Origin of the sequence: Tumebacillus avium (genome assembly GCF_002162355.1) — a bacterium.
Classification (GTDB): domain Bacteria; phylum Bacillota; class Bacilli; order Tumebacillales; family Tumebacillaceae; genus Tumebacillus_A; species Tumebacillus_A avium.
On the sequence record NZ_CP021434.1, the window covers coordinates 723,264 to 743,066 of the forward strand.

General features: G+C 59.3%; 14 protein-coding genes. 2 read left to right on the forward strand and 12 right to left on the reverse strand.

Annotation, left to right across the window (positions count from 1 at the left end):
* Positions 1 to 17 precede the first annotated feature (17 nt).
* From CBW65_RS03495 to CBW65_RS25020, 7 genes are all read right to left on the reverse strand, one after another.
* Complete coding sequence (locus CBW65_RS03495; protein ID WP_087455614.1) at positions 18 to 1,244, reverse strand: MFS transporter; 1,227 nt, start codon at positions 1,242 to 1,244, stop codon at positions 18 to 20.
* Positions 1,245 to 1,439: 195 nt separating this feature from the next.
* Entirely contained in the window at positions 1,440 to 8,384 is a 6,945-nt protein-coding gene (locus tag CBW65_RS03500; protein WP_087455615.1) for a non-ribosomal peptide synthetase, read from the reverse strand.
* A gap of 197 nt (positions 8,385 to 8,581) precedes the next feature.
* Positions 8,582 to 10,057: a methylaspartate mutase subunit E gene (locus tag CBW65_RS03505; RefSeq protein ID WP_087455616.1), complete on the reverse strand. Its 1,476-nt coding sequence runs from the start codon at positions 10,055 to 10,057 to the stop codon at positions 8,582 to 8,584.
* A gap of 16 nt (positions 10,058 to 10,073) precedes the next feature.
* Entirely contained in the window at positions 10,074 to 11,450 is a 1,377-nt protein-coding gene (gene glmL / locus CBW65_RS03510; protein WP_087455617.1) for a methylaspartate mutase accessory protein GlmL, read from the reverse strand.
* Positions 11,451 to 11,864 carry a methylaspartate mutase subunit S gene (gene glmS, locus CBW65_RS03515; RefSeq protein ID WP_087455618.1) on the reverse strand — a complete coding sequence of 138 codons (414 nt, stop codon included), beginning with the start codon at positions 11,862 to 11,864 and terminating at the stop codon, positions 11,451 to 11,453.
* Between the two features lie 92 nt (positions 11,865 to 11,956).
* A complete protein-coding gene (locus tag CBW65_RS03520) occupies positions 11,957 to 12,190 on the reverse strand; it encodes a hypothetical protein (RefSeq protein WP_087455619.1) in 234 nt (77 codons plus the stop codon).
* Between the two features lie 129 nt (positions 12,191 to 12,319).
* Positions 12,320 to 12,454, reverse strand: coding sequence for a hypothetical protein (locus CBW65_RS25020; RefSeq protein ID WP_269767998.1), 135 nt, complete (start codon positions 12,452 to 12,454; stop codon positions 12,320 to 12,322).
* 299 nt (positions 12,455 to 12,753) lie between these two features.
* Between CBW65_RS25020 and CBW65_RS03525 the strand changes: the two genes are divergently transcribed.
* Positions 12,754 to 14,094 carry a helix-turn-helix domain-containing protein gene (locus tag CBW65_RS03525; protein ID WP_087455620.1) on the forward strand — a complete coding sequence of 447 codons (1,341 nt, stop codon included), beginning with the start codon at positions 12,754 to 12,756 and terminating at the stop codon, positions 14,092 to 14,094.
* 52 nt (positions 14,095 to 14,146) lie between these two features.
* Here CBW65_RS03525 and CBW65_RS03530 read toward each other — a convergent pair whose 3' ends face one another.
* On the reverse strand, positions 14,147 to 14,818 hold the full coding sequence (locus CBW65_RS03530) for a GNAT family N-acetyltransferase (RefSeq protein WP_087455621.1): 672 nt from the start codon (positions 14,816 to 14,818) through the stop codon (positions 14,147 to 14,149).
* Positions 14,819 to 14,973: 155 nt separating this feature from the next.
* Between CBW65_RS03530 and CBW65_RS03535 the strand changes: the two genes are divergently transcribed.
* Complete coding sequence (locus CBW65_RS03535) at positions 14,974 to 15,297, forward strand: ArsR/SmtB family transcription factor (RefSeq protein ID WP_087455622.1); 324 nt, start codon at positions 14,974 to 14,976, stop codon at positions 15,295 to 15,297.
* Positions 15,298 to 15,354: 57 nt separating this feature from the next.
* On the opposite strand, the gene CBW65_RS03540 is transcribed toward CBW65_RS03535, so the two are convergent.
* The 4 genes from CBW65_RS03540 to CBW65_RS03555 all read right to left on the reverse strand — a co-directional run bounded on the left by CBW65_RS03540 (position 15,355) and on the right by CBW65_RS03555 (position 19,740).
* The gene (locus tag CBW65_RS03540) at positions 15,355 to 15,939 is read right to left on the reverse strand and encodes a TetR/AcrR family transcriptional regulator (protein WP_087455623.1); all 585 of its coding nucleotides are present in this window, start codon (positions 15,937 to 15,939) and stop codon (positions 15,355 to 15,357) included.
* A gap of 84 nt (positions 15,940 to 16,023) precedes the next feature.
* On the reverse strand, positions 16,024 to 17,214 hold the full coding sequence (locus CBW65_RS03545) for an ATP-grasp domain-containing protein (RefSeq protein WP_087455624.1): 1,191 nt from the start codon (positions 17,212 to 17,214) through the stop codon (positions 16,024 to 16,026).
* Positions 17,215 to 17,232: 18 nt separating this feature from the next.
* A complete protein-coding gene (locus tag CBW65_RS03550) occupies positions 17,233 to 18,450 on the reverse strand; it encodes an ATP-grasp domain-containing protein (RefSeq protein WP_087455625.1) in 1,218 nt (405 codons plus the stop codon).
* 21 nt (positions 18,451 to 18,471) lie between these two features.
* Positions 18,472 to 19,740: an alanine--tRNA ligase-related protein gene (locus CBW65_RS03555; protein WP_087455626.1), complete on the reverse strand. Its 1,269-nt coding sequence runs from the start codon at positions 19,738 to 19,740 to the stop codon at positions 18,472 to 18,474.
* Positions 19,741 to 19,803 lie beyond the last annotated feature (63 nt).

A 19,803-nucleotide genomic window follows, 5' to 3' on the forward strand; every position in this document is an offset into this window, starting at 1 on the left:
AAAAAACCGCTGCTCTCTTAGAGAGGCAGCGGTTTTTCTTGTGCTTCCGTCTTCACGCGGCTGTACATCATCTGCAGGAGCATGCCGCCGAGCAGCATCGCCGAGCCTGCCGTCAGGATGATCGCCTGCAGGGGCAGCAGTTCGTGCAGCCAGCCGGCGCTGAGCATCATCAGCGCCATCGTGCCGGTGCCGACCGTCTGCAAGGTGGTCGTGACGCGCCCTTGGTAGGACATGTCCACCGTCGTCTGCAACAGCGTCGCCATCGAGATGTTAAACGCCACCATGCCAAACGCAAACAGCACCACAAACGAGTAGGTGACCAGATAGTGCGGATAGGACATCATCCCCATCGAGCACAGCCCCATGACGATCATGCCGCCGGTGAGCAGCGCGGGGCGGGACAGCTTGACCTTCGGAATCACAAACGACGCCACGAGCATCCCGACGCCTTGTGTGGCGACGAACAGCGAATATGTCTCTTTGGGCTGGTCGAGAAACTCGGTGAGGATGAAGATGCTCAGCACGTTCGACAACCCGGCGCTGAGGCCGAACAGCGCGTTGCTGAACAGGAGCGGGCGCACCATGCGGTTCATCCAGGCTTGGCGGAACCCGTCGTTCATCTCGGCCATCACGCCGCCGAACCCTTTGGCGGACGACGCCTTTTTCTCCATCTTGTCCAGCGTGACCGACGCGATAAATGCGAAGTTGATCGTGAACAAGACCAGGATCAGGAACAGCGTCCATGCCGTGCCGATGCCCATATACAGCAAGGTGCCAAGCGGCGGACCGATCAGGAACATCGTGCTGTACGACATCTGGCGCAGGTTGACCGCCATGCGCAGGTCCTCTTTCTTGACGATGCGCATCGTAAAGGCGGAGGAAGGCGCCCGGAACAGCACCGTGCCGATCGCCGAGAGGAACGCGACCGCATAGACCACCGTGAGCGACTGCAGCGCCACAGCGGCGATCAGGAGGCCAATCAGCAAGATCCTGATGAACACGGCGCTTAACATCGTCTTTTTATGCTCCCAGCGGTCTGCCAAAACGCCGATGAACAGACCAAAGATCACGAGCGGCGCAAACTCGCAGAACATGTTGATCGACACGGCGATCGCCGAGCCGCCCGACAAGTCCATGACAAGATAGATCAGCGCCATGTTCCGCACCCAGTCTCCAAACTCGGAGAACCACATGCCGACCCAAAATTTTACGAACCTCGGGTTGCCCCGAATAAACGCCCACATCTCCTGTTACCCCCAATGATGTACGAATCTCTTCTATAAACTTCCGATAGCCGTTTCCAAGAATTAGCTCCTCATTTATTTTAGTACTCCATGTGAAATTTGACAACACTGAATATTACTTTCGTTTCCGAATATTCTCGATTTTAAATAGAAAGAGAAAGCCGGCTCCCCAACAAGTGAGAACCGGCCGATTATTTAAACAGTGACGTCAACTTTATACGTTTCGTACTTGGCGAGCAATTCTTTCACCAAGCCGGCGAGCGATGTTTCTTTGGCCAGCAGCGGATGCAGGTTGAGCACGACCGCGAAGTCGGCGTCATCCTTTTGGATCAGGTAGAAGCGCACCGTCTCCGTTTGCGGATCGAGTGGCGTCTGACGCTCCTGCTGCAGGATCTCCTGCACCTTTGTTTCCGCTTCTGCCGCTTCCAGGCCGCGCAGGTAGATCACGTGCAGCGGCGACCATTTCGGCTCATGTACGAGCCGCTCCGGGGCGCTGTCCGTCCCGACAAGCGTCGTGCGCAGGATGTCGTGCGCGGCGAACAGCTCCTGCTGCGCGCGCTCCATCGCTTCGAGGCGCACCGCTTCCGGCAACGGCTCGACATGCGGCGTGTTGAGATGCTTCGGCTCTTCCGCTTGCGGTGCGGCCGCCGGGCGCGATGCCCCGCGGCGGCGCGGCACGGCGGTGATCTCCTGCGCTTCCGGACGGCGGGCGACCCGCTTGATCTCCCCGGCATCCGCGCTCTGTGCCGGCGCGTTGTCGCGCTCACTGAGCAGCCCGGCGGTGAACTGCGCCACCGTCGGCAGTTCGAACAAGAGGCGCAGCGGAACGGTGACGCCGTACTCCTCGGAGATGCGGGAGACGATCTGCGTCGCCATCAGCGAGTGGCCGCCAAGGGCAAAGAAGTTGTCGTGAATGCCAACTTGCTCCACGCGCAGGACTTCGGCGAAGATCCCGGCGACCTTTTCCTCTTCCGGCGTGCGCGGCGCGACATAGCTGCCGCCGCCGACCATCCCCTCCGGAGCGGGCAGTTTCTTGCGGTCAACTTTGCCGTTTGGCGACAGCGGAAGTTCGTCGAGCAGAATCAGGAAGGACGGCATCATGTAGTCGGGGAGCTGTTTGCGCAGAGAGCTCCGCAGCTCTTCTTCCTGCAGCTCTGTGCCCGGCTCCGGCACGACATAGCCGGCCAGACGCTTGTCGCCGTCCGCATCGTGCGCGATGACCACGCATTGGCGCACGCCAGGCTGGCTGCCAAGCACCGTTTCGATCTCGCCGATCTCGATGCGGAAGCCGCGGATCTTCACCTGCTGGTCGATCCGGCCCATGAACTCCAAGCTGCCGTCTGCCAGCCAGCGCACGAGGTCGCCCGTACGGTACAGGCGGCCAAATTCCGTTTCGATGAACTTCTCCTGCGTCAGGTCCGGGCGGTTCAGATAGCCGTTGGCCAACCCGTCACCGCCGGTCATCAGCTCGCCTGGCACGCCGACCGGAACCGGCTGCAGCTCGCTGTTCATCACATAGACGGTCGTGTTGGCGATCGGACGGCCGATCGAGACGGTGCTGCCGACATCCCCTTCACTCGTCATCGTGTGGCAGGACGTGAAGGTGGTGTTTTCCGTCGGGCCGTAGCCGTTGATCATCGTCACGCCCGGCAGCTCGCGCAGCACTTTTTTCACATGCGTGACAGAGAGCACATCACCGCCGGCCAGCAGGTAACGCACCCCTTTCAGGTCTTCGAGGCGGAACTCGACCATCTGGTGGTACAGGCCGGCTGTCAGCCACAGCACCGTGATGCCGTTCTCTTTAACCGTGCGCCCGATGTCTTCCAAGGACGGCTGTCCGGCCGGCATCAGCACCAGCTTCGCGCCGTTCAGCAGCGGGCCCCAGATGTCGAACGTCGCTACGTCAAAGGAGAACGTCGCCGCCTGCAGGAACACATGCTCCGCAGTAAACGGCATGTAGTTGGTGTTTTTGACGAGGCGCACCACCCCGCGCTGCGGCACGACAACGCCTTTCGGGCGTCCCGTGGAGCCGGAGGTGTAGATCACATAGGCCAGGCTGTCCTGCGTCGTCACAGACGTCGGATTCTCCGTGCTTTGCCCGGCAAAGGACAACCAGTCGCGGTCGAGGCAGATCACGTTCGCTCCGTGCTGCGGCAAGATGCCTTCCAGCGCAGACACGGTGATCAGCACCGGCACTTGAGTATCTTCCAGCATGTACGCGATGCGCTCCTGCGGGTAGTTCGGGTCGATCGGCACATACGCGCCGCCCGCCTTGATGATCCCAAGCAGCGAGATGACCATCTCCAGCGAACGGTCGATGCAGAGGCCGACCAGCACATCGGGGCCGACGCCAAGCTCCTTCAGATAGTGCGCGATCTGGTTGGCGCGCTCGTTGAGCTGGCGATAGGTCAGCTTGGCGCTGCCATAGACGGCCGCCACCGCATCGGGGGTCAGCGCCGCCTGCTCTTCGAACAGCTGCTGCATCGACGCGGACGGGTATGGAGTTGCCGTCTGATTCCACGCCGACACGACCAGCACGCGTTCCGATTCGGTCAGCAGCGACAGGCTGCCCACGCGCTGGGACGGATCGTCGGCCAGCAGGGTTGCCAACTGCACGAAGTGGCCGTGCAGCCGCTCGATCGTGCTGGCGTCAAACAGGTCGGTGTTGTATTCGAACGTGCCGCCCACGCCGAATTCATCGTCCTCCGACATCAAGAGCGACAGGTCAAATTTAGCGGTGCTGCCTGTGTCCTCCACCGGCTCGAAGGTCAGGCCGGCCAGTTCGATTTTGCTCTGCTGGAAGTTCTGCAGGCCAAACAGGACTTGGAACAGTGGCGAACGGCTCAGATCGCGGTCCGTCTCCACCTCTTCGACGATCTTCTCAAACGGCACGTCCTGATTCGCAAAAGCGCCCAGCGCCGATTCTTTCGCGCGGCCGATCAGCTCGAGGAACGTCGGGTTGCCCGACAGGTCGGCGCGCAAGGCCAGCGTGTTGACGAAGAAGCCGATGATCGATTCGGTGTCCTGGCGATTGCGGTTCGCAATCGGCGTCCCGACCGCAAAGTCTTGCTGGCCGGAGTAATGCATCATCAAGGTCTGGAACGCCGCGAGCAGGGTCATGAACAGCGTCGCCCCTTGCTTTTGGCTGAGGTGGATCAGCTTGTCCCCGACTTCTCTAGGCAGACGGAACGTGAGCTGTGCGCCGTTGAAGGTCTGCATCGGCGGACGCGGACGCGGACGGTCGGTCGGCAGCTGCAGGGCGGGCAGATCGCCGCCGAGCAGGTTTTTCCAGTAGTCGAGCTGCGGGCCGAGCTCCTCCTGCAGGAACTTGCGCTGCCATGCCGCAAAGTCGGCGTATTGGAGCGGCAGGTGCGGAAGCGCCGGTGCTTTGCCGCTGACCAGCGCAGCGTACAACTGGGTCAGCTCCTGGGTCAGGATGCCGCGCGACCAGCCGTCGGAGATGATGTGGTGCAAGGTCAGGAGCAGCACGTGCTCTTGCTCGCCGAGCTTGAGCAGCTGGTAGCGGATCAGCGGACCGTTGCGCAAGTCGAACGCCGTGGTGTTCTCCGCCTGCACGAGGCGGGTGACTTCTTCCGCTTGCGCCGCGCCGCTCAGATGGGTCAAGTCGACCACCGCAAGCGGTGTTGGGACCGCCTCGCCGATCACTTGCTCCGGCTCGCCATTCGCATCGGAGAACGTGGTGCGGAACGACTCGTGGCGCTTGATCATCTCATGGAGCGCCGTTTCAAACTGCGCGTGGTGCAGCACGCCGGTCAGACGCACCGCATACGGAATGTTGTACGCCGTCAGCCCCGGGATCAGCTGCTCCAACACCCACAGGCGCTGCTGCGAGAAGGACAACGGCAGTTTGCCGTCGCGGGAGACCGGTGTGATCGGCGCTTCCGATTTCGCCGGGGAGGTCTCTACCGCGCAGAGCGCTTCCACGCGCTCCGCGAGCTCGATGACGGTCGGCGCTTCGAACAGCGTGCGCAGCGGGATCTTGATCCCGAACTCCTTGTTCACGCGGGAGACGACCTGCGTCACCATCAGCGAGTGGCCGCCGAGGTCAAAGAAGTTGTCGGCGACGCTGACCTGCTCGGTGTGCAGAACTTCCGCCCAGATTCCCGCGATCTTCGCTTCCACGTCGTTCGACGGCGTGATGTACTCATTTTGCTCCATCAGCTCCGCGTCCGGGTCGGGCAGGATGCGGCGGTCGATCTTGCCGTTTGCCGTCAGCGGAATCGCATCGAGGTAGACAAACACTGCCGGGATCATGTAGTCGGGCAGGATTTCTTTAAGGTAGCTGCGCACTTCGTTTGTGCCGCCGGCGACGCCTTCGTTTTTGACGATATAAGCGACCAGACGGCGGTCGCCCGGCACGTCTTCGCGGGCGACGACGACGTTTTCTTTGACCAGCTCATGCTGGCCGATCACCGTTTCCACTTCGCCAAGCTCGACGCGGTAGCCGCGGATCTTGACTTGGGTGTCGGCGCGGGTCAGGAATTCGAGGCGGCCGTCCGGGTGGCGTTTCGCCAAGTCGCCGGTGCGGTAGAAACGCGCCTCGGGGTCGTTTTTGAACGGGTCTTTCAAGTAGCGCTCCGCCGTCAGGTCGGGGCGCTTGATGTAGCCGCGCGTGATGCCTGCGCCGCCAAAATAGACTTCGCCAGCCACACCGTACGGCACCGGCTGCAGATGCTGGTCCAGCACATAGACCTGCACATTGCCAAGCGGACGGCCCAGCGGCACGGTGACCGTTTTGCGCATCGCCGGGTCTTTTTCCACTTTGTAGACCACACCTGCGATCGTCACTTCGGTCGGGCCATAGTGGTTGATCAGCCAGACGTCATCGCGGTACTCTTCCACGCGCTCGATCAAGTCCCAGCGCAACGTTTCGCCGCCGACGACCGCGCCTTGCAGCGGCAGGACTTTCAGCGGCTGCGACGCCATCAGCGCCGCGAGATGGGTCGGGACGATCTTCAGGCAGTCGACCGGATGCTGCTCGAAATACTCGGCCATCAGATCCGGATCGGTCAGGCGCTCCTGAGCGATGATGTGCAGCGTGCCGCCGCGGCAGAGCGCCGGGAAGATCGCCGTGTGGCCGACGTCTGCAGACAGTGTCGAGACGTTGCCGTAGCTCGCCCCGTCGCCAAGCTGTGCGACCTCTTCGATCGCATAGAGGTAGTTGAGCAGGTTGCGATGTTCGACCTGCACCCCTTTCGAGCGGCCGGTGGAGCCGGAGGTGAAGATCAGGTAGACGAGGTTTTCCAGTGTCGCTTCGTTCGGCAGGTTCTCCGTGCTGTTCCCTGCCACTTCGCTCCACTGCAGATCGAGGCAGAACGTCTTCGCATCATGCGCCGGCAAGAGTCCGGCCAGCGACTCCTGGGTCAGGATGACCGGAACTTCCGAGTCCTCCATCATAAAGCCGATGCGGTCCTGCGGGAATGCCGGGTCAAACGCCACAAATGCGCCGCCCGCTTTCAAAATCGACAACAGCGCGACGATCATGTTCGGGGAGCGCTCCAAATAGATGCCGACCACTCTTTCCGGGCCGACGCCTTCCGCTTTCAGCAGGCGGGCCAACTGGTTCGCGCGCTCGTTCAGCTCACGGTAGGTCACCTGCTCCTCTTCATATTGAATGGCGATGCCGTCCGGGTTCGCTGCGGCGCGCGCTTCGAACAGCTCGTGCACCAGCTTGTCGGTCGGGAAATCGCGCTGGGTTTGGTTGCAGCCGTAGATCAGCTCCTGCACTTCCGCGTCGGTGAGCAGCGGGATCTTCGAGATCGGCTGGTCAGGGTCTGCCACCACCGCTTGCAACAGGTTGAGATAGTGGTTCAGCATCCGCTCCACCGTTTCGTAATCGAACAGGTCGGTGCTGTACTCGGCGAACAGGATCGGCTTGCCGTCCTTATGATCGACGGTGAACATCAGGTCAAATTTCGCCGTGTTGCGCTGCACTTCCACCGCCGAGATTTTCAAGTCACGCAGCGTCAGATCGGGCGTGGAGACGTTTTGTACCACAAACATCGTCTGGAAAAAGGGATTCGAGACGCTGCGGTCCGGCTTCAGCTCCTCGACCAGTTTTTCAAACGGCATCTCCTGATAGGTATAGGCGTCCAAAGTGGTCTGGCGCACGCGGTCGATCAGCTCGCGGAACGTCGGATCGTCCGACAGGTCGGTGCGCAGCACCAGCGTATTGACGAAGAAGCCGATCATATGCTCAATGCCCGGCTGCTTGCGCCCGGCGATCGGTGTGCCGACAGCGAGGTCTTCCTGCCCCGTGTAGCGGTACAGGAACGCTTTGTAGGCGGCGAGCATCGTCATGAACAAGGTCGAGCCTTTGAATTGCTTGGTCAGCCCGTTCAACTTGTCCATCAGCTCATCGGGCAGTTCGAGCAGCACATGGCCGCCTTCCGGGGAAGCGACAGCCGGGCGCGCCCGGTCGGTCGGCAGTTGCAGCGGAGCGATCTCTCCGTCGAGCTGCTCCCGCCAGTAATTGAGATGCTTTTCGTAAACATCGCCGGTGAACCAGTCGCGCTGCCAGGAAGCGTAGTCCGCGTATTGGATCTCCAACGGCGGCAGCGGGGACGGCTTGCCGTCGAGGTATGCTTCATACAGCACGACCAGCTCATGGATCATCACGGCCATCGACATGCCGTCGGAGATGATATGATGCTTGGCGAACAACAGCACATGCTCCTCGGCGCCAAGCTTGAGCAGGGTCGAGCGCAGGAGCGGGCCTTGGGACAGATCAAACGGCGTGTCCGCTTCCAGCGAGGACAACGCAGCCACTTTCGCTTCCTGCTCCGCTTTGGACAAATGCTGCAGGTCGAGCAGCGGGATGCTGATCTGCGCTTCGGATGCGATCACTTGCAAGAGTTCGCCGTCTTCCATCGCAAACGACGTGCGCAGCGTCTCGTGGCGGTCGACGATCTCCTGCAGGCTTTGCTCCAGCGCTTCGATATGCAGCGGGCCTTGGAAGCGCACCGCCATCGGCATGTTGTACATGCCGCTGCTTTCGTTCATCTGATTGATCAGCCACATCCGGTTTTGCGCGAATGAGGCGGGGAACTCATAATATTCGATCTCGTCGTCGGTGCCTGTTTCCAGCAACAACTCGTCTTGGTTCTTAGTATCTGCCATTGCGTACAGCCTCCATTGTGATGTGTTTATGTTGAAGTTTACGCCTTAATCAATAAAGCTGTAGTTTCTATATAAACAGCTTTCTATGAACGATAAATAATTCCTCCCCACCGCACTAAATTTTCATCTGTTTAGCCCAACTTCAATAAACAAATAAAGCTGGCACCTGTCGACGAACAGATACCAGCTTTTCAAGGTTATGCCTTCCTGTAACTGATCACTTTTTCCGGTCGCCCGACCAGCGTCCCTTTGCTCACCGCGTAGATGTCGTCGATGACCATCTGGAACGAGACGGTGCGCCCTTCGAAACGCGCCCGATCTTCGAGCAAGGCACGATTGTGGTCTTGGATCTCCTGCGTGAACGGGAGGTTGCCGAACTCCAGGTAGCGGATCGCGCCTGCGTTGTCGCGCGCCGGGAGCATTTTGCCCGCGTTGTGGCGGCTCGGGGCAAACGGCACATCGAGCACACCTGCCTGAAAGGCCCGCACCGCACCGATCGCCCAGTCCCCTTCGCCAAGCGCTTCCACTTTGTCCAAGAGACATTTCGTCTCCGCCTTGATCAAGTCGATCTCCGCCTGCAGCGCCGGGGACATCGCCAGGCGCTGGCCCTGCAGCATGCGCAGCGTCTGCTGTGTCGCCAAAATGCCTTGCGCGTTCGCTTCCTTGGTCGGCACGCCTGCCGCTTCATGCGGCGTTTTGACGATCACTTTGGTCGCACCGGCCAAGGCGGCCGCCTGTGCACCGAGGCAGACCACGCCAAACGCCTGCGCCTCATCTTGCGGGAAGCCGCCCATCCACTGGTGGAACACGGTGGTGATCTCGATGTCCGCATAGCCAAACGCGTGGAAATACGCTTCTGCCTGCTCTTCCAGCGCCCGGACTGCCGCCACGTCCTGCAACAGCTGACCGCCTTGCCCGTAGCCGAGCGTCAGGCTTTTCACGCCTTGCTCCGCCGCGAGCAGCCCTTCGAGGATCATCACCGCATTCGACATGCTTGGCGGCACCAAGGTGCCGGTCAGCGGGCCAAACGGCTCGCGGTTGATCCGAATGCCCATCTCTTCATAGAGTCCGACCAGACGGTCACAATATTGCCAGTCCAGAATCGAACGCTCCAGACTCACATTTTTCGCATAAGGGATGTTGTAAGAAATCCCGCCGCCTTCGTTCGACGTCCAGCCGGCCGCCAGCACGATCTCCGACAAGAGCCGCGCATCGGGCGTCCCATGCCGGGCCTGCAGCGGCAGCCCCACCTGTTCAAACAGCTCGCGGCAGCCTGCCACTCCGTGGTTCACCGCCGGAAAACCGTTCAACAGCGAGCGGCCCGTCTTTTTGCTCTCCTCCAGCCCGACGATGCATTCGCGGTACCGGTTCTGCCGCGTGTAGCTGTCGATCGTCACCGGCAGCAGGTCCGCTCCGCCCACATCCTGCAGATGCAAGAGCAGTTCGATCTGCCCTTCCACCGTCGCCACCCCGGCGCGGGGCTGGGCCAGCGTGATCCCTGCCGCTTTGGCGCGCATCAGGGCCGGAGCGAACCGCTTGTCCAGCGGGATTTGGCGCTGGTAGGCAGCCGCCCGTTCCAGATCGGCATCGCGGCCCGTCTCCCACTGCCCGAGCACCCCTTCGCGCACTTCCCAAAAGGAGTCCATACTCCATTTCACATTCCGAAGCTCCATGCTGCACCTCCGCGTCTCAGATCAGGTATTTTTTCATCAAACAGAGCGCCTTTTCCGGGTCGCGCTGCGCCACCAGCCCCATCGCCGACAAAAGGTACGTCCGGTCGATCAGCACGTTTGGGCGCAAGGGTTTCAGACAAGTTGGGTTCTCTTCCGTAAAGAATCCGGCCGCAACGATCTGATCGGCCCGCGCACTGTGCACCAGCACCCCGCCGGTGCCGATCACCGTGCCAAATTCCAGCAGGTCTTTGCCGGTCTGCGATAAAAACAGCCCCATCGGGGTATAGACGCTTTCCACCACACCGGCGTGCCGCTCCATGGCGATCTCCACCGCCGCCTTGCCCAGCGCTTCATCAAACGCTGCATCTTCCGCCGTTTGCGGGACCAGACTCACCTCGCCTTGCAGCATCCGGCAGCGCGCTTCCACCGAGCCCGCATACTCCGGCAGATGCTTCAAGATCCGCCGCGAGCCTGCCGTCTCCCACAGCGATACAGCGCTGACCCGCATGCCGAGGTCGCCTTCCACCGTGCGCTTGGCGTGCGGTTCCTGCAGCCCTTTCCAGACCACGCCCGGCTTGGTCGGCTCACCGCTGCCAACCGAATGGATATCGGTCGTCGCGCCCCCGACATCGATCACGACCAGCGGCCCGATGCCGTCCTGCAGGTCGGTGCCGTCGGCCAGCACCACCGCCGCTTCCAGCACGGCGGCCGGCGTCGGCATCAAAATCCCGCCGACCAGCTCTTCCGCCTGATCCAGCCCTTTAGCCACGACGATCCGCTCCATAAACACATCGCGGATCGCCTCGCGCGCCGGCTCCACCTGCAGCTCATTGAGGCGCGGCATCACGTTTGGCACCAATTTATAGTAAAGGCCCCTTTCGTCAAAAAGCGCCTCGATCTCATCCCGCGCATTTTTGTTCCCGGCCACAACGACCGGCACAGCTTGCACATGCTCGGCGATCATCCGCGCGTTGTGCAAAATGCAGGTTTTGTTCCCGCCGTCCGTTCCCCCGGCGAGCAGGAGCAGGTCGGGCTCCAGCCCTTTGATCTCTTCCAGGTCGCTGCGGGTCAGCTCAAACGAATATACGCCAAGCACCCGTGCCCCTGCACCCAGCGCCGCCCGCTTCGCCGCTTCGGCGGTCAGTTCCGGCACCAGCCCGATCGCGACCATCTTCAAGCCCCCGGCCGCGCTGGAACAGGCCAGCTTTTCGGTAAACTCCACCGGCCCGGTCTGTTCGAGCAGCTTGGCGTACGCTTTTTCAAATCCGACAAGAATCCCCTCATCGACCGTGGTCAGATCTTTTGCCGTCCCGAGGATGCGTTCGCCGTGCAGGTCGATCGCCGTCAGTTTGGTGTAGGTGCTGCCAAAATCGATACAAAGCACCGCTTCCATCTATACCACCAGCCCTAAATCCTCATGCAGATTGCGCACCGCGATCTCCAGCGGCGTCTCCGGCGAAAACACGCGGTTGAAGCCCATGTCCAGAAACTGCGCTTCCACTTCGGCAAAATCGTGTTTGCCAACGACGAGGTTGCCACCGACATACAGCACCATGTCGCCAAGCCCCGCCTCTTCGCATTTTTCACGCAGCCCGCGGCAGTCGATCTCGCCGTGCCCGTAGAGCGAAGAGACCAGAATCGCCTTCGCGCCGGTCTCGATCGCCGCCGAAATAAAATCTTCCTGCGACGACAGCACCCCGATGTTCACGACCTGAAACCCGGCTTCCGAAAACACATGATCCAAAATCCGATTTCCTACCGCATGGCAATCCGCTCCGATAACGCCGATGACGATCGTTGCCTTCATTTATATCCCTCCGCCTTAATTCCCAGTGGCTAAATTTATAAATGATACTTCTATCATTACGTTTAGATTCCTTCCCCCCCAACAAAAAAGGCTCAGCGTGATCCGCCGAGCCTGCTCTCGTACTGCCGTCTAGTTTTTTCCACGCGTTTCTTCGCTTTCAGCCAATTTGTTTCCGCCTGTGCATACAGCAGCCTGAACTCTTCGCGCCGGGGCTGGTCCCGTTCCAGCTCCTGCTGCAACTGCTCCAGCAAGGTTCTGCACAGCGCTTCCTCTTTGACTGCCGCCTGGTACACCATCTGCTGACCGCCGTCTGCCGCTTCCAACATCGAGCCTCCCTCCTGCCGTCAAACAAGAGAAACGCGAAAGCTCAAGCCTTCGCGTCCTTCAGCATCTCTTTTCTATTGTGTACCAGTTACTTCCATTTCAAGCCTACTGATCCAGATCCTGCTGACAGCTTACAGCGACGGCGCGTTGCCGATCGGCCATACCAGCTCTGCCTGACGCATGGTATCCGGACCAATCACCGTTGCAAAAGCCACCACTACCGCCATTGTAAATGCACAGAACGCCAACACTTTAACCAGTTTCATCTTCGTATATCCCCCTAAACTATAGTGAACATTTTCTTTTGTTTCATAGAATGTTTAGCTTCGTTACGAATATGGTAGTCTGATTTCCTAATTTCGTCAATAACATTTTTGAACATTTTGATTAGAAAATCGAAATGATCAGTTTTAATTTGGTGTTTTTCTACACTCAATTTTGACCATACTTAAACAGATGACACTAAAATAAGGACAATTGGCTCTTGTTCGGGTATGATATACTAACTTAATAGAGCAAAAAAAATGACGATGAATTGAATTGACATATAGGAGTGTTATCGGGGATGGCAGGAGTTGGACAAAGAATCAAAGAACTGCGTAAAGCCTCCAAGCTGACACAGCAAGAGTTGGCCGAAGGGGTAGTCACGCGCAGTTATATCAGTCAAATCGAAAAAGGCTTGATCCAGCCTTCGTATGATACGTTGGAAAAGCTTTCGAATAAACTCGGCGTGTCGGTTGAGGATTTTTTCAAAGAGCCGGAAAACAAGGCGATGCTGATCACCGACTGGAAGAAGTACGTCCGGTTTGCGGAAGGGCATGCTGAATCCGGCCAGTATGAGCAGGCGAAGAAGATTCTCGACAACTTGGAGTCGGCGTCTCAAGAGGAGCTGAACGACTTTGACCTCGGCATCTTGAACTGGGTGCATGGCAAGCTCCGCGAGCAGGCCAACCAGTTTCAAGATGCGATGCCGTTTTACCGGAAGAGCCTTGAGCACCTGGCGGAGTATGTCGACTCCAAAGAGCTGGTGCGCTCGCTCGATTCGCTGGCGTACTGCAACCTGCAGCTAAACGACAACCAGGAAGCGTTGCGCATTTTGAATGAAGCAAACGAAGTGATCATCCGCTATCATCTCGGCGGTCTGGTCAAGACATCGGTGCTGATCAACACCGGCGTGGCGCATGCCAAACTGGGCGAATACCACTCGGCGATTCGCCTGCTCAACGAAGCGAACTATCTCAACCACGCGATGAACGTGCATTACAAGGCCGGGCACATCTACTTCATCCTCGGCACCTGCCACATGCAGATTGGCGAGGCGGAGTCGGCGGTCGAGTTCTTCCGCCGCGCCATCGACTTCTATGACTATGCCGGCCATATCGAAAACAAGGCCGGGGTGATCACCAACCTCGGCATCCTCTACTCCAACACCGGCCAGGGGAGCAAAGCGGCGGCGTCGCTGTCCGATGCGATCCTGATCTACGAGCAGCTCCGCGATGCCCAGGTCAAAACCGACCCGGCCGAAGCGGACCGCCTCGAAGCCCGCGCCGCCAACGCCCGCATCGAGCTGGCCCGCGCCTTCCTGCTGCTCGGCGAAACGGCACAGGTGCAGGCGATCTGCGAGCGGATCTTGAACGGTGACCACCAGCCCAAGTTCAAAGCGTTTGCCCATCTCTACCTCGGCAACGTCAACTTCCAAGCAGCCCGCTATTCGGAAGCGCTGGAGAACTACCAGGATTCCTACCGCCTGTTCTTGCAGTCCGGCGACAAGAAGCAGATCGCCGAATTGGAAGAGCACTTGGGCAACACCTACTTCGAGCTCCAGGAGTTTGCCCTCTCCGCCCAGTTTTACAAGCAGCGCCTCGAAACCACCCGCACCAATCCGGCGCCTTTGGTCACGATGTAATAACTAAAAAGGCTCAGCTTGTGCAATCCAAGCTGAGCCTTTTTCTATTGAGTTAAATCGCCAGCAGCTTGACCGTCTCTTTGCCGCGCAGCCCTTCGACCATCTGCTCCCATGACTCCGGTTTGTTCGGGAGGATGGCGTAGTAGGTGGTAAGGAACTGGACGATCAGTTCGGCGGGCAGAGACTCAACGCCCGGCTCGTAGCTCAGATAGCAGAGGTCGAGGCCGGAGACCGCTTCGCCGTCGCCTTCCCAGGACGGGTGCACATACGGGAAGTCGAGCTTGCGGTAGCCGAGGTGAGACAAGACTTCGCGGCGCACGTACGGGTTCATCGACTTCACGCCGCCAAAGCCATACGCCTCCACGAGGTACGGGTTGTAGATCTCGGCAAACATGCCTTTCAGCTCACGTCCGGCATCTGCCACGACCTTCAGCAGGTCTTCGCGGCGCTGGTTGGCCAGGAACGGCCCGATGCCTTTGCCGTCAACGCCGATGATCGTGAAATCGGTCATCGCCACCTGCATGTCCGCATAATAGCGGTATTCGGTCGCCCCGACCACCTTGCCGTCTTCCACAGCGACAAACACGCGAATTCCCGGATCTTGCAGCGGGTCGGCCCACAAGGAGAACTCCAGCACTTCTTCCTTCGGGAACACCTTGCCCATCAGCTCATGCATCTGCTTGAACAGCGGGTCGTCAATGCTCGTAATGCGTCTGTATTCCATCAAAATACCTCCTTCAGCTTGGGTACATGTTACCTAACAGAATACACCAAACTAGGAAAAAGGCAACTTGCCTTGACATCGCAGCAGACCAATCTCTATAATGAAAAACGTAACCGTTCAGTTACGCGTCCTTCACCTTCAAGGAGGTGCTTCGCATGATCGAAGAAGGACAACCTTATGACGTCTTTGCGGCGCTGGCCGATCCGACCCGCCGCAAGCTGTTAGAAATCCTCTCCGGCGGCGAACAGTCGGTCACCCGGCTGGCCGAGCATTTCCCCGTCTCCCGCCCCGCGATCTCCAAGCATCTCAACGTCCTGCGCCAGGCCGGGCTGGTCACCGAGACCAAATCAGGCCGCGAGCGCCTCTACCAACTACGTGCGGAACCCCTGCGGGAAGTCCGCGACTGGCTCGATTACTACGAGCGATTTTGGAACGAGAAGATCAACAACCTCAAGCGCCTCTTCGAAGATCCGCACTAAAAAGCCCGTTTCGATGCACCCCTCGGTCATCGAAACGGACTTTCTTTCCTGCTTCCTTTAGCGGGCCAATCCCCGGATTGCCATGTCGACCAAGGCCTCAGCGCCCGCCTGGTCTTTCGCTTCGATCATCCCGGTCATCACCGCTTGCATGTAGCTGTGGATCGCGCCGGAGATGACCAGGGCGGCATCGGTCGTGTCTTCCATCTCGCGGAACTCTCCGCGCTCAATCCCATACTTGATCACATCGGTCAGCAGGTGCATCACGTCGTGCAACTGCTTGATCCGCTGCTGCTCAAACGATTTGTTGTCTTTGAATTTGATCATGTGTTCGAAGTTCAGCTTATGAAACTTCACCATCTGCGGAAAGCGTTCCACTTGGAACCGCGCATAGGCGCGCAATTTTTCAGCAGCCGACTCATACGGTTTCACCGCTTCGACCACGACGCGGTAGTATTCCCGCATCTGATAGTGCACCACTTCGGCCAGCAATGTCTCTTTATCCTTAAAGTGCAGGTACACCGTCCCTTTGGCGATCCCTGCATCCTGTGCAATCTCCCCAACTTTTGTTTCATGGAACCCGCTCGTGCTAAACCGCTTGGCAGCAGCTTCTAATATCGCCTGTCGCTTGTCGACAATCTCCATCTCGGTACCTCCGATAAGATTACACTCCTTTCATTATACCAGACTCCGGGCGTTTTCCACGAATCTCAATTGCCGGGGGCAGGATCAGGATTCCCAGACGGTGTTTTCCTCCACGTACGCCACCGCTTGCCCGAGCCGGACTTCGACCTCGGCTGCCGTTTGGCCGGTGACGGTCACCGTCAGATAGCTTTCCGTGCTGCGGGTTGGACCTCCATAGACTTTGCCGATTTCTCCTTCTTGGCTGACCTCGCACCAGTCGAACGGCACCGTCTCCGGCATGCTGACCAGCTTCCCATGTTTGGGCGGAATGAAGTAGCCGCCATACAGAGCGCCGGCCTTGCTGCGGTCGGGCAGCGGGTCGATCAGGCCGCATTGGGCGCGGGTGATGCAGCGGTCGAGGTGCAGGCCGTACGCGCGCTCGATCAACACGTTGATCCGGCCGCCGGTGGTGCGTGACGCCACTTCGCAGAGCACGATCCGGTCGTCCGGCGTGTGGAACACTTCCGCATGGAAGGTCGAAGCATCTAACTTCGGCATCACGGCGAGCAGTTCTTTGGCAAAGGAGATCAAACGCTCGCCCAGCGGATGCCCCGGCTCCAGCATGACATTGCCGACGCCTTGCTGGTCAGTATAGGCGAGGCAAGTGTTGACATAGGCGGTCGCACAGGCAAACTTCACATCCCCGTCCAGCACCACGCCGTCGATCTGGTACATCTTGCCTTCCACAAACGCCTCCGCCAGCATCCCGGCCGTACTGTTCGTCTTCAAGTACTCGCCGAGCGCTGCTTCCGAGCGCAGCACCTTCGTGTAGGCCGAAGACATGCCGCGCAGCGGTTTGACGACGATCGGATAGCCGTGCTCCACAGCAAAATCATCGAGATCGAGCGGGCTTTCCAGCTTGCGATGGGCGGCGACAGGGATTCCGCCGCGCGATGCCGTCTCTTTCATCACCGCTTTGTCGCGAAAGGCGAGGGCGCTTTCATACCCTTGACCGGCGATGCCCAAACGGTCGCGCAGGCGACCTGCGCGGATGATCTCGCTTTCCTCAAGCGCGATGATCCGCCGGAACGGACGCTCCGCATGCAGTTTGACCGCTTCGACCTCCACGCGCCCGTCGCGCATCAGCACATCAAACGGCCGGCGCACCGGAAACTCCGGGAAGTCATCGACCACGCTCCGCTCCGCAAACATATACACGTCTTCCTCCAGCCCGGTCAGCCACTCCGTATAATCGATCTGCTCCCGGGAGAAGCGATTGAAGAGCAAGATTGCCATGCTGCACACCTCCCTCGTTTATTGGCCGCTCTCGACTCTTTCTTCTTCGGCCGCCCAGATCACGTGCTGCTCGATATAGGCGAGCAGTTCGGCATACCTTGCCTCCAGCTCCGCCCGATCCTTGGCGACAAACACCACCGAACCCACCGTGTCGGCAGCTGCCAACTGGCCTTTCGACACCATGCCGGGCTGCATGCGCGGCTGGTATTCCTTGACCCAGTCAAAGGGGAACGAATCGATCATCCCGACCAGACGCCCGACCTGCTTCGGAATCAGGTACACCGCAGACAGCACGCGCGGTTCGTTTGTCTCGGGAAGCGGGACATTCAGCCCGCAGGACAGCTTCGACCACGCTTCATCCAGTTCGACGCCGTACGCCTGCCGCACACATTCGGAGATCCGCCCCCCGGCCGTGCGCGAGGCGATCTCGCAGAAGACCAGCTCATCATCAGGCGTATGGAAGATCTCACAGTGGAAGGAGGTGTGCTCCGGTGTCGGCAAGATCGCCAGCACTTGCTCGGTCATGGCGCGCATCCGCTGGTACATCTCTTCGTTCGGATGCAAAAGTTCGATGTAGAGACCTTCGTTCTCCTGATAGTTCAGGCAGGCGTCGTTGTAAATGCCGACCGAGACCAGTTCGACGCGGCCGTGCGCGACCAGCCCGTCGATCTCGTACATGTCGCCCGGCACATACACTTCGACCATCATGCCGGTCAGCCGCCCTTTGCGGTACAAGAGCTGCAGGTCGGCTTCCGTGCGCACCACCGTCGTATTCATCGCGCCCATGCCGTCGACCGGCTTGACGACGAGGGGCAGACCGTGTTCCTGAACAAACTCATACAGATCGACGCCCGTCTCCAGCCGCCGATACGGCGGGCATTGCACCCGGTCGGCGAGCAGTCCTTTCATCACCACTTTGTCGCGATAAGCCTCTGCGCTCGCCACATCTTGTCCCGGCAGGCCCAAGCGCTCGCGAATCCGTGCGGCGCGGAGGATGTCGCTTTCATCGAGCGCCAGCACCCGGCGGATCGGGCGTTCCTGATGCAGGTGCAGAGCTTCGATCTCGACCAGACTGCTGTACACATAATTCTCAAACCCTCTGACCACGTCATACTCCGGGAAGTCCTGCTCATAATAGCTCGGTGTAAACAAGATCAGCTCTTCCCCCAGCTCTTGCAGCCATTCTTTGAAGAACACCAGCTTTGCCGGAAACCGGTTCAAAATCAAGATCGCCATCCCGCTCCACTCCCTCCTCGTTTACTTTTTGCGATAGCCGCTGCGCACTTCCATATCGAGCAGCCAGGCTTTCACATCGGGCGTCTGCTCGTCAAAATCATAGGCGTCGGAGAAGGTGAGGAACCGCTCCGGCACCTTCGGCTCATAGCCCTGCACAGTTTGCCCCCGCGCTTGCAAAATGTCGACCGCCAGTTCGGCGGTGATGCCGCGCGAGTCTTTCCACACCGCCAGATCGTCCAACGTGAACAGCCCGCGGCGCCCGTTTGCCGCCAAATTCACTTGCTTTTCCAAAAATTGAATCGATTCGCGATGCACTTTGCGGTAGGTGTTCTCTTCGGCCGCCAACAGCTCTTCCAACCGATCCTGTTGATCTTTCCAGTCATACCCGATCGCGTACAGACCTTCCAGCGCCGGTTGCACAAACTGCTGCAGCCCGGCCTCATAGCCGAAGCGATAGCGGTCATGCAGCAATTCACGCAGGATCTTCTTGACGACATGTCCCGGCCCTTTGCCGGTCAGCTGCGCCCCGTCCGCCAAGGCGGCCACCAGCGAGCGTACGGTCGCCGCTGTGCGCTTGCCAAACTTATCACGCCCGGTCAGCCCGTCCAGCTCTTCCATCTTCCGCACGAGCGGCAGGAACATCTCCGTCTCATACCAGCTCTCTTTGCCTTGCAAAATGAACGACATCCGCTCCAGTAACAGACAGCTGTCCACTTTCAACTGCCCGTCCGGCCCGATGATGTTCACCACGTCAAACATCGGCAGAAACGAGTGGCGGTGGCGCAGGAAGAACTTGCAGTAGAACCCGTTCAGCAACCCGTCGACCCGAAACTTGACCTCTCGCTCCCACAACACCAGATTCTCAGCCGGCAACCCGGCCCCGATCATCACCCGCTGCAGATCGGTGCGATCCTCCGGCAGCAGCACGTACAGATCGTCCCGGCGCAGTCCCAAGCCTTCGGTCAACAGCTCCCAGCCCACCGTCAGCGCCTCGCGGAGGTCCGGCTGGCCGAACTGATAATAGCTCATCATCACCTGAAAGATCGTCCACAACGGCGAAGGCGCATCCGCATACGAGTACGATGTCCAGAACACCCGCTGCTGCGTAAACAAAAACGGGCGTTCCGGCTCTTTCTCCCCCGTGAAATACCCGATGTTGGGTGTCAGCGCCGATCCGTTAAAGTACGGCCCGTCCCCTTCCGTATTCACCACCCGCCGCTCCGGCAGTTGCGCATACCCTTTGTTCAGGAAAAACTCCGCATACCGCTCCCGCAGTTCCAATGCTTTCACGCACAGTTCACCCGCTTTCCAATATTCATATCATTATAATATATTTTCAATTTTACTTAAAGA